Origin of the sequence: Bradyrhizobium sp. MOS001, assembly GCF_004634465.1 — a bacterium.
Lineage (GTDB): Bacteria > Pseudomonadota > Alphaproteobacteria > Rhizobiales > Xanthobacteraceae > Bradyrhizobium > Bradyrhizobium barranii.
Genome location: NZ_SPVJ01000004.1, coordinates 343,677 through 354,636, shown reverse-complemented (window position 1 = coordinate 354,636; position 10,960 = coordinate 343,677). Strand labels below are relative to the sequence as shown.

The 10,960-nt window shown below is 61.3% G+C and carries 6 protein-coding genes; 2 read left to right on the top strand and 4 right to left on the bottom strand.

The window, feature by feature from the left end; all coding sequences use genetic code 11:
* Positions 1–358: 358 nt before the first annotated feature.
* Positions 359–1,429 (bottom strand): transporter, encoded by a 1,071-nt coding sequence (locus CT676_RS09405; protein WP_135214419.1) that lies wholly within the window; start codon positions 1,427–1,429, stop codon positions 359–361.
* Between the two features lie 444 nt (positions 1,430–1,873).
* Here CT676_RS09405 and CT676_RS09400 point away from each other — a divergent pair, with 444 nt between their 5' ends.
* Positions 1,874–2,284, top strand: a complete 411-nt coding sequence (locus CT676_RS09400; protein ID WP_094184481.1) for a MarC family protein — start codon at positions 1,874–1,876, stop codon at positions 2,282–2,284.
* A gap of 137 nt (positions 2,285–2,421) precedes the next feature.
* Here the strand turns inward: CT676_RS09400 and CT676_RS09395 are convergent, their stop codons facing one another.
* From CT676_RS09395 to CT676_RS09385, 3 genes are all read right to left on the bottom strand, one after another.
* Positions 2,422–5,340, bottom strand: a complete 2,919-nt coding sequence (locus CT676_RS09395) for an amidohydrolase family protein (RefSeq protein ID WP_161495926.1) — start codon at positions 5,338–5,340, stop codon at positions 2,422–2,424.
* Between the two features lie 229 nt (positions 5,341–5,569).
* A complete protein-coding gene (locus tag CT676_RS09390) occupies positions 5,570–7,075 on the bottom strand; it encodes a sulfatase-like hydrolase/transferase (protein ID WP_135214418.1) in 1,506 nt (501 codons plus the stop codon).
* 688 nt (positions 7,076–7,763) lie between these two features.
* A complete protein-coding gene (locus CT676_RS09385; RefSeq protein ID WP_085404874.1) occupies positions 7,764–8,621 on the bottom strand; it encodes a metal-dependent phosphohydrolase in 858 nt (285 codons plus the stop codon).
* A gap of 464 nt (positions 8,622–9,085) precedes the next feature.
* Here CT676_RS09385 and CT676_RS09380 point away from each other — a divergent pair, with 464 nt between their 5' ends.
* Positions 9,086–10,849 carry an adenylate/guanylate cyclase domain-containing protein gene (locus CT676_RS09380; RefSeq protein ID WP_085404873.1) on the top strand — a complete coding sequence of 588 codons (1,764 nt, stop codon included), beginning with the start codon at positions 9,086–9,088 and terminating at the stop codon, positions 10,847–10,849.
* The last annotated feature ends 111 nt before the right edge of the window (positions 10,850–10,960 follow it).

Here is a 10,960-nt window from a genome sequence, read left to right as displayed (position 1 = left end):
CGATCTCATCCTTCGGCCGCCGTCTCAGCAGTGCCCATATTGCCGAAAGCAAATCCTTGAAAAACAGGGGCGCAAACACATTCTGCCAAAGTAGTGCTAGGCCCTGAACTCATAAGTCGGCCGAGCTGACGGCTCGCGAGAGTCCGCTATGCCCCGGTAGCGATCAAATTCCGCATCGGAGCGAAATGACGCGATGGACCAGAAACGGAAGTCGCCCTCTCTCTCGATGTGCGGGGACCTTTTGCCCGGGTCATTCGGGTAACCCGGCTCGCCGCAATCACGCGCTGCAACTGCGATGCTGCGGCGTTCGACTTCTGTGACCCCCCAAGCCGGCAGTCGGGTTCAGGTCAATGGCCGCTCACTTGGTCACCCGATGCCTGGTCGGCGTCACCGTACTTTCAGGCGGCGCCTCCGAGATCGCGAACGTCAGCCAGGTATTCCACCCCGACGGCCTGTTTGCCGCATCGAATTCGCCGTAGCCCTTCAGGTTCAAATATCCCTGCATCTTTCCAATCGGAAAAATGTAGCCCGCTTGGGGCCCGATCCCGAGAACACGGGATTTGAAAGGTCCCAGAATTGGGTGTTGACCGGAATCTGCAGTCACCTGCTGATAGGCATAGCCGACGAGGCCCACAAAAAACTGCTTTGAGAGGAACTGCGACGCACCCCAGTCGAGATGGAAATCGATTCCGCTTTGATATTGCGTGTCCGGGTTCTTGAAGTTGTAGGTGAAGCCGGCCACTGCGGAAAATTCGTGCCCCGTCACTGAATTGAGATAGGTGTAACCTCCACCACCATCGATTGCGCCGTGACCAATCCCGAGGTTGGAGAGCCGGTTCGGATCATAGGCTCCGACCGGAATATCTCCGGTCAGGTAAGTCATCCAGTTGTTGACGCCATTATTCCACTTGAGCGTCAGCATCGGATAGAGATCACCCACCGATGTGAGCGAGTCTGATATGGTGCCCGTGCGCTGCACCGCGGTCGGGCCGACCGCGGTCGTCAGCGTGCCCGCGATGCTCGTCTCGACCCTGCCGAATATTCCTGTCACCCCGGCCGAGAATTGGCCGCCCAACACTGGCGTGGCAAAGGTGTAGGTCGGCGACAAGAATACGAGATCGGCTGGCGAATTGAGGTTCGCGTTCAGGCTGACATTGACGGTCGGCGCAAAGCGGCCGATCTGAATTTCCCTGGCGGCGGCGACGCCGCCGGATGCGGCTACCGACGTGTGGTAGTAGACTGTCCCCAGCGACCTGCCAGGCGTCGTCGGGACGGCTGCAAGGCTGCCAAACTGGCCGGGAATCCAGAACGAAACGCCGCTTTCATCGGCCCTGGCACATTGAGCGAATAGCGTTAGGAAGACGGCAAGCGCGCAGACACCCAGCTGCTGCCAAGAACCAGGACTCGGCCACGATCTACTACGCTGCATCTGCCGTCCTCCCTTTCGTGTCCCACCGGCCATGATGCCAAAGGACACCCGGGTGTGCGGGCGCACGGGTAGGAAAGCGCGCACGCACCGGCTCGTCTACGCGAAAATCGGCAAATCTTTCCTCGGTTGCTTTTTGCTACGAGACTGTGTCTCGTGCACCACAGCTACGGATCCTAATGCGTCCGCCCGTCGAGCTGCATGAATTGCGTCAATGCCAAGTTGCCCGACAAAGCGCTTGCTATTTTGCCTAACATGCATAGCGCGGCATCCAACGTCTCCTTAGCCTGCTTGAAATCCTGTATACTGTAGCCGAACCCGAGTCCCGAACGACACCTGGCCGCCGAGCACTTTCGTCTCGCGCGCATACGCCGGCTGGGTGAGCAGCGGCCCCGTCCGCGATTTGAGCCCGAGCGCGATGATGTCGCCGCGAGAGGAATAAGGTCGATGGGTCATGAACTCTCGTTGTTCGTGGGCACGTTTGCGACATTGCTCGCGATCATAAATCCCTTCGAGGTCCTGCCGGTCTATCTGAAGATGCTGGAAGGCCGGGACGCAGCCACCCATCGCCAGGTGGCTTGGAAAGCCTGCCTCTATGCGCTGCTGCTGTCTCTCTTTTTTCTGATCTTCGGAACGCTGATCCTGCGCTTGTTCGGCGTACCGCTGAGCATGGTCCGTATCGTCGGCGGAATTATCCTGATGAAGATCGGGTTTGAGCTATTTTCACCGTCGCCTTCCGGTGGCGTGATTCCGTCTGGCGGCGTGGATCAGGGCTCCAAGCGTGCCGATGTCACTGCCCATGTCCGCCACCTTCATCGTCGATTTAGTTCCAGGTGTCGCCGCCCGGCTGTAGCGTAGCCGCCGCACCAACCCTCTCAAGCATGTCTCCAACCCATCGAGGCCGCGCTGGCCCTTGGTCCGGTGAAGGGTGCGAAAGACGAATTGTGTATGCGTACGCACGGCATGGCGCCCGAGAAGCGCCCGCCGAGGTCGCATCAATGACCCGAATGCGGATCATCCGAGGTGCTTACATCTTCGCCGCCGTTTGCGGTTAGCGGCTGAGGTTCTTCGAACACCCTGCCGCCGAGGAGCACCCTCCACACCGTCAGCGTGTTCGCAATGTTGTCCAGGGGGTTGCCCTCGAGCAGCACGATATCCGCCAGCTTGCCCGGCTCCAGGCTGCCCAGGAGCTTGTCCGCACCCACCATCGCGGCGCTGTGCTGGGTCGCGATGCGCAGCACTTCGAGCGGCGGGATTCCCGCCTGCGCGAAATTCTGGAGCTCGGCATGGACCGCCTGGCCGTACTCATCCCGGAGATTCAGTGAGTCCGTACCGGGAAGGAGCTGCACGCCATTTCTATAGGCGCGCTTTACCGTATCGATCATGGCGGTCCGGACCGGCGCGGCTTCGGGGATAAACGCGAACATGACCGGCAAGGTCGGCGTCCAACGCGTCCCCGCCGCGGCGAAAAGCTTCAGGATATCGTCGTAGTACATGTTGACGGAAAGCATGTGTTCCACGCCCTCGTGGCCGAGGAGGACTCCCCGGATCGCTTCCTCCCGGGCGAACGCGTGGGCTCGGACGGGCAGCCCCTCCTGGACCGCTGCGCGAGCTATCGCGTGATGCAACGACCACGGCAAGGTGAAATAGGACTTCAAGCCGACGGCGCCTTCTCCTTTCTCCACGCGCACGACCTCTCGCGCCTGCTCGTCGGAGGCGATGAAGGCGGAGCCGCCAAAGATGAAGGGCATCGCCTCGATCATGCTGCCGTACGAAAAGATTCGCGGCACGGGCGCCCCGAAGGCCGTGCGGCGATCCGCCCAGGCGTTGAGCGTGCTCAGGTCGCTGCCCATGTCTCCCACCGAGGTGACCCCGTACGCGATCCAGAGCTCCATATGGCTGACGTCGCGAGCCGATTGGGGATGGATGGGGGTTGCGGTGTGCGTGTGCACGTCGAACAGGCCGGGAATGGCGAACCGTCCGCCGCCGTCCACCACGTTCAGGTTTGCCGGTAGCGTGTGGCCCGCCTCGCTTCCGATCCACTGGATCCGGCCGTCCTCGACCAGAAGCGACGTGCCCTCAGTGAAGCCACCAACCTTGAAATCCAGGACACGCACGTTGCGGAGCAGTACCGGTGGTGGAGGTTCTGTCGAGAATTTGAGCTGGATAGGGATTTGTTTCTGTCCGCCATCCTTAAGAGGATGGAGCCACACGTCGGCCCCGCTCGAGTAGACGAGCGAGGCACCGTCAGGCGTGAAGGCGAAATTGTGTCCGCCCCTCGGGGAAAGCCGGAACGTCTCGTCCTGCCTAACGCGATGCGCCCCGAGCGGCGCCATCCAGATCTCGTCGTTGCGGCGGAAGGCGAGCCGCTTGCCGTCCGGTGAAACCTGCGCGTCCGCCGCGAACTCCGTGAACTCGGTGATCGGTTGGCCGGCGCCGGGTGTCTCGATCGGGTAGCGATGCACTTGTCCATCGGCAGTGAAATAGACCGACTTCCCGTCGCCCGAGAAGTGTGGGGAAGGCGTCCAACGGGGATTTCCGTCCGCCAGCTTGCGGCGTTTGCCGCTGGCGAGATCCGCGAGGTAAACGCACGGCACCTTCGGCCCGTGCGCCCGGTGCTCGTAGTATGCGTAAACGAGCCGGGTGCCGTCCGGGCTCCAGGCGGGCTGGTAGCGCCCGGTGCGAGGTTGAGAGATCAGCACCTGGTTTCGGCCGGTCGCGAGGTCCACGACTCGAAGCTGCTGGTCGGCCCCTTCGCTCAATTGATAGGCGAGCTTCTTGCCGTCAGGCGAGAGGGCCGCCGGACCCCACTCGAAGCCGCCGGTGTCGAGCAGCCGCCGGGTCTCGCCTCCGGCAAACGTCTGCCGCCACAGGAAGCCGCCGGCAGTGAAGATCACGCTTGCGCCGTCCGGAGCGAGGCGAGGAGTGAGGATGCTCGTGGGCGAGGCGGGATTTCGATTTGTGTAAGCGGGCGGCGGCGATCCCGGCAAGAAGTCGAAGGTGATCTCCGCCGAGAAGGCGATCTCGTCGCGCTTGCCGGTGGCTGCGTCTACACGCCACAGCTTGCCTCGGTCGCCGAGGTAGATGGAGCCGTTGGCGACGCCAAACGCCGGTCGCGGCATCGGATTCGAAAGTTGCGCTGGATAAACGCGCGCGCCCTCGCCGCGGTCCTCGACTCCCTGCGCCGAACGTTCCGGCCCGCTCAACAGGCCGGTCACCGTCTGGTCAGCGCGGCCCCGACCCAGCGGCAGATAAGCCAGTCGTTCACGCTGCGGAAAAAGGTTCTTCAGTGGAGACGCGACCTCGTAGAGTCGGAGATAGAGGCCGCCGGGATCGGCGCCGATCCGGTCCACCACGCCTTCAACCATGAGCGCGGTCGTCGGCGGGCCCGCCTGGGTCGCCACTGCGAGCCGGCTCACGGCGGGTTCCTTTTCGCTATCGAGCTCGACCTCCGACCAGACCGGGCGACCGTCGGTGAGAAACGCGACGGCCCGCGCAAAGCCGGGTTCCGACAACACCGCGACCTTGCCGTCCGCGACGCCGACCCGTCGAACCTGACTCCTCAGCCCTTTAGGGACGACAAACCAGTAATCGCCCGTGGGTCCGAGCAGCTCATAGCTGAGAAAGGCAATGCTCTTGCCGTCGGGCGACCATGCCGGCCGGTCGGCCCAGAATTCGTTGGTTAGCCGGCGGATTCGGCCGCTCGCGATATCGAGGACGAAGACGTTGCCCTGGCTTAGGGTCTCCCGGTCGGAAATGAACGCCACGCTCGTTCCGTCGGGCGAGATCGCCGGCGCTGAATCGTAGTACGGGCCGAAAGTCAGCTGCTTCGCCGCACCACCCGTGGTCGGCAGCTGAAACAGGTGACCCAGCGCGGTGAAGACCAGCCAGCGCCCGTCAGGCGAAACCGCCACGTCGGGATCCGTAACCTCTTTGGTTGAGATTGTGATCGACCGCGTTGGGGGATCTTTGACATCTTGTGCTACGGCAGAGGCGCTGAAAGCGGCTGGTCCCGCGAGGGTAACAGCAGCAGCCGATGCGCCAATCGAAGCCAAAAAACGCCTTCTCGACGGCCGCGAAAGGTTCGAGCACAAGCACCATTGGCACATTTGTGATCCTCCCTTGCTGTACGTTCGATCGCCCTCATTTCCTCCCATAGCCCTTGAAATCTTCGCCCACCTTGAGGTTCGGGTATTGCTTCACGCTCTCCTCGTACTTGGCGATTTCGCGGTACAAGGGCAGAAATATCCAACCGTTCGTCTGGACGGTGGCGAAGAGGTTATACATCTCCTGCGGATCGCTGCTCAGATCGTACGTCATCGGCGCCTGCGGCTCGACGATGGGCTCATCGATTCCCTTGGAATAGCGGAGGATCGTCTTGAAGTTTTTCCACTTGAGGGACATGAGCTTGGCGTCGGGTCCAAAGAACATGTAGTAATCGCGACCGGTGGTTTGGCTTTTACCCAGCATGAACGCTGAGGCATCGATGCCGTCGATCGGCCGATCCTTCGGCACCAGGTTCGATGCGCCCACGATCGCCGCAAGCGTCGGTAGCCAGTCCGTCGCGGCCAGCATCTCGTCGGTGACGACTCCGGCCGGCACCTTGCCTGGCCAGCGAATCATCCCAGCGGTCCGATGGCTTCCCTCCCATGGCGGAATGAAGAAGCTTCCCCGCCAAGGCCCGCTCGAGCCTCCAGCCCCGCCCGCCAATACCGGACCGTAAGGTCCGTTGTCGCTGCTGAGAATCACAATGGTGTTGTCGTCGATGCCCGCTTCCTTGATCGCATCGAGGACTTGCCCGACGCGGAAATCCATTTCGCCGATGACTTGGGAGTAGAGCCCGCCAGGCTTGTCTTTGAAGTTCGGATTCGCCATGACGGGCTGATGCATTTCCGAGTAGCCTAGGTAAACGAAGAACGGCTTCTTCGCGGCCGCATTCCGCTTGATGAAGTCGATCGTCTTGGGGACAAGGTATTTCTCATCCACGACGGGACGGACGTTCTCATCCAGGGCCATCGCTATCCTGGACGGCTCGCCCTTGCGACCCTCCAGGATGTGGGGAGGAATGTCGAGCGGCTCCGGCCCCTTATGCTCGGCGAGCATCTGCTTCACCAGGGCGTTGTATGTCGGATATTCCGTGTACGCGGCTTCGTCCCAAGTGTTCGGGATACCCCACCATTCGTCGAAGCCTTTGTCGTTCGGCAGACGCCCTTGAATATCGCCGAGGTGCCATTTGCCATACAACGCCGTAGCGTATCCTGCGTCGGATAGAAGGTTGGCTATGGTGTATTCCCAGGGTGCCAGGCCGTAGGGAACTCCAAGCGTTACGGCGTAGGTCCCTGAGCGGACCGGCATGCGTCCGGTCATGATTGCGGAGCGCGTGGGTGTGCATTGGACCTCGACGTTGTAGTTGTTGAAACGAATGCCCTCGTTCGCGAGCTTGTCGATGCGCGGCGTGGGCGTCGTGCCGCCATAGCAGCTCCAGTCGCCCCAGCCAGTGTTGTCGACCAGGATGAAGACGATGTTCGGCTTCTGCTGAGCCTGGGCGGGCGCGACAGAAGGGAGCGCCATCGCTCCTAAAGCCAGTCCAGCAATAGCCAGTCCAGCAAGACCGAAATCGCGTCGGGTGAACGTTGGTTCCGATGCCATTGGAGACCTCCGTGATCATTTAGACAATGCAACACGAGCGGGCGTGCTCGATAAGCGTACCCATCAGGAGTTTGGCGCATACAGACGCGAGCCGCCTTTGCCGTAGCCGACATTATCGGCGAGAATGAAAACAACGTTTGGCTTTTGGGGTTGTTGTGCGGATGTCGGAGCAGGCCCCGTCACAGCCAAAAACAATGCCAGCAAATTAACGGATAGGTCTCTGCCCATTCCCAGCCTCCATCGTTAGGCTTCGGGTAACGAGAGATGCAGTTACGTGATTTTGTGCACAAATGTCCGGCCGGGCCCCGAAGAGGGGACACCCGGCCGGATTTGCCGTGGCATCAGTTGTTCGCGCCTGCGCGCGCTTTCTGATTTGGAGATGTCACGGGTACGGGTCATTGCAAGCTCCGTCATGGAGATGTCAGAACCCTGTGGACGCGTACCCCAGACACAACGCCGCAACGCTTCTGTTGATCTAGATCAACCTTCCGCTCACGGGCCCGAAACGTCGGCTGCGGGTCATTCGCGACGGGCCTCGGCCAGTAGCAAGTCCGACAATGCCGCCGCAAGCGGAAGTAAGTTCAGAGCATTAGCAGGACCGCGACCGGCCATTGCGGGTTGGTGACGCTGCCCGAGACGTGATTCAAGCTCCAAAACCGGGGCCTCGAATCCGTTCAAGACCACCGATCTACAACTGCGGGCCAGATAGTCTAACCTCTCGCTCGGCGCGGAAGACATTGCCATACAGGCTGCTGATCCATTGTCTTCCGCTCGACGTTACGTTCAGATAACGGATCGCCGTCTGGACTTGCGGTGCGACCTTGGTCCAGTAGAACTGCGGATATTTGTGCACCACGTCCGCGGGTGTGGCGTATCCGAGCGATTTGTTGAGCCCTATCTCTTCGAATTCATAGAAGAGCGCATTTGATTTCTTCATGTAGTTCGGATCGCCGAGCTGGCCGATCAGATCAGCAGCGCGCAGCAACAAACCTTCTTCCTCGTCCAGATCATCCTTGAGTTCGCTCGTTGGTGCGTCTGTATAGGGAAAGCGGGTATATTCGATGGCTTGGGCAACGCGCGCGGCGTCGATCTGGTCGACTGCGTCGAGGCGCTCCACCGCGAACAATTTTGAGCGATCGACGTGATAGGGCGCAAGCGCTGCATCGGAGGAGCCGACCGGCAACTCAACCGTTCGGCCGGTACCATCAACGACATAGGCGCCCTCCTGGTCTCCGTAGATGACGCCCCGAACGTAGCCGATGTCGTGGATCAGACAGGCCAGGATAAAGTGAGCGTAATCGCTGGCCGTGGTTTGCCTCAGAAGTGAGCGGCCGATCAGGATGTCGTGCCCCACCAGCGTGACCAACAGGGTGTGCTCCACGTTGTGATACAATGCATCGCTGTTGCCGATACATTCCAGGGCCAGCTTCGCCGCGTAAGGGAGCAATTCCGGCAAGCTGGCATGCGATGAGCCGAAGCGGCCTTTTGTCTCCGAGATGAGGAACGCACCGAGCGCCTGGGACGTCAGTTCTGGAATTGTTATCATGAGCAAGGTCCTCGTCGACGAACCCCCAGTAAGCCTGCTGCAGGATCAGGAGGGAGAGGAGGCCACTGGAAGAATGCGACGCCGAGCTGGAAATTGCCGGGCGCCAGCGAACTGAAAGGCGACGTCGCCGCCTGAAATGGGCTGAACATGACGTGAGGCCAAAGGCGGGGGTGATGCTTGACCTAGATCAACGTGGCTGCGGCGCATGCTACGTCTGCCCGGCAGCAACGCCCGTTCAGGGCGGTCAAAAGCCGGCGTGCGGCGCGAAGGCCAGTCAGCCGGAGGCTGACATCGGCGGACAATTCAGCCATGGCGCCAATTTGTCGCCGGACCGCGTGGCTGGTCCGCCCTAGAAAGCGCGAAGGGTGCACCGGTACGCTCGGGTTCGAATGAACCCCACCCCACGGCGGAGCGACATGTTATTCTGGGTCATTGTATTTATGTGATTATCAGGAGACCGGATCATGATTCCTCAGGATCGGTTTCGCGGCCTTTTTCATAAATATCTGTTCGCGCTTTTCGTGGCTGTCGCGATCCCACTTGCATTCAACGGCGTCATTGAGGCGTGGTTCGGCTATCGCGATCAGCGCGCGAGGCTCGACCAGTGGCTTAGCCTCCAGTCCGCATCCGCGGCCGCCGAAATACACGATTTCATCCACGGCATCACCAGTCAGCTTGGCTGGCTGGTTCAGCTTCCATGGAGTGACGAGTTCGACGAACGCCGGCGGACCGACGCGTTGCGCCTGCTTCGACAAGCGCCCGCCATCGTCAGTCTTACACTCCTCGACGGCAATGGCCTGGAGCGTCTCTACATCTCGCGGATCGGCCTCAATCGTATCGAGAGCCGCACGGGCCGATCAGCCGATCCCGCCTTGGTTGGCGCCCGCGCAGCTCAGATCTGGTTCAGCGACGTCAGCTACAATCGAGGCTCCGAACCGTACTTGACGGTCGGGATTGCCGGCAACCGACCGGCTGTCGGCGCAGTCATAGCCGAAGTGAACCTCAAGCTGATTTGGGACGTGATCTCGGCCATCAAGGTCGGAAGGACCGGCTCCGCCTTCGTCCTGGACCGATCGGGTCGCCTGATCGCCCATCCCGACATCAGCCTCGTGCTCCGCGGGGCGGAGGAAGCGACCTCCAAACCATTTCGGGCCGTGCGCGACGCGATAGGGACGAAAGCGGGCTTCGCAACGAGCCGGGACGCACAAGGACACTATGTTGCCGCCAGCGCTGCTCCCGTACAGGGCCCCGACTGGACAGTCGTGGTCGTGCAGCCGCTATCCGAAGCTTACGCGCCGATCTATTCCGCCCTGTGGCGGACGGCAATGCTCCTCGCAATCAGCACCATGCTCGCAGGGATACTTGCCTATGCATTGGCGCACCGGATGACGGAGCCGATCAAGCTGCTCGAGGAGGGCACGGAGAGGATTGGTGCCGGGTCCTTCGACCACCGCATTTCGATCCACACCGGGGACGAGTTCCAGCGTCTTGCAAACAGTTTCAACAGAATGGCGTCCGAGCTGGCGCTGGCGCAGCAGCACCAGGAGCGCATCGCCAAGCTCAAGCGGTTCCTTGCTCCCCAGGTCGCCGATCTCGTCGATCGAGCCGGCGATGACAGCGTGCTGGACGGCCGCCGTACGGAAGTCGTCGTTGTCTTCTGCGATTTGAGGGGCTTCACCGCGTTTTCAGCAGGCGCCGCGCCCGAGGACGTCATGAGCGTACTGTCGGAATATTATGAAAGCCTTGGCAGGGTCATCACGAAATTCGAGGCAACGCTGATCAATTTCTCCGGAGACGGACTGATGGTGCTGGTGAACGCACCTGTCCCGGTCGAAGAGCCTGCATTGAGAGCCATCGATCTCGCCGTCGACATGCAGACGAACGTGCAAGCCCTCATCGCCGGCTGGCGGTCGCGTGGCTACTACGTTGGTTTTGGAATCGGCCTTGCCAGCGGGCCGGCGACTGTCGGCCGGATCGGATACGAGGACCGGCTCGACTACACCGCCATTGGGAGCGTCGTGAATCTTGCGGCCCGGCTGTGCGCATCTGCCGCAGACAAGGAAATCCTGATCGACGCCAAAGTCGCCGCCGACGTCAATGGCAGGCGGCCCGTTGAGGATCTCGGGGGCCGCGAGATCAAAGGATTTGACGAAGCCATTCCAGTCTTCGGAATATCCTTCGAGGCTCTCGAGCCGAGTGGCCGCGGGATGCCCGGCACAATCCGCTAGAGACTGTCCGCGTATCCGGGGCTATGCTCCGGCAAACGGCTGACGGCAGCGGGTCCGTGGGCATGAGGTGCGCCAACTCTGAAGCAGCAACGCTACGCAGACGCGCCAGAC

Coding starts and splice junctions, on each gene's coding strand:
- CT676_RS09405 (WP_135214419.1), bottom strand. CDS start 1,429: ATGCAGCGTAGTAGATCGTGGCCGAGTCCTGGTTCTTGGCAGCAGCTG.
- CT676_RS09400 (WP_094184481.1), top strand. CDS start 1,874: ATGGGTCATGAACTCTCGTTGTTCGTGGGCACGTTTGCGACATTGCTC.
- CT676_RS09390 (WP_135214418.1), bottom strand. CDS start 7,075: ATGGCATCGGAACCAACGTTCACCCGACGCGATTTCGGTCTTGCTGGA.
- CT676_RS09385 (WP_085404874.1), bottom strand. CDS start 8,621: ATGATAACAATTCCAGAACTGACGTCCCAGGCGCTCGGTGCGTTCCTC.
- CT676_RS09380 (WP_085404873.1), top strand. CDS start 9,086: ATGATTCCTCAGGATCGGTTTCGCGGCCTTTTTCATAAATATCTGTTC.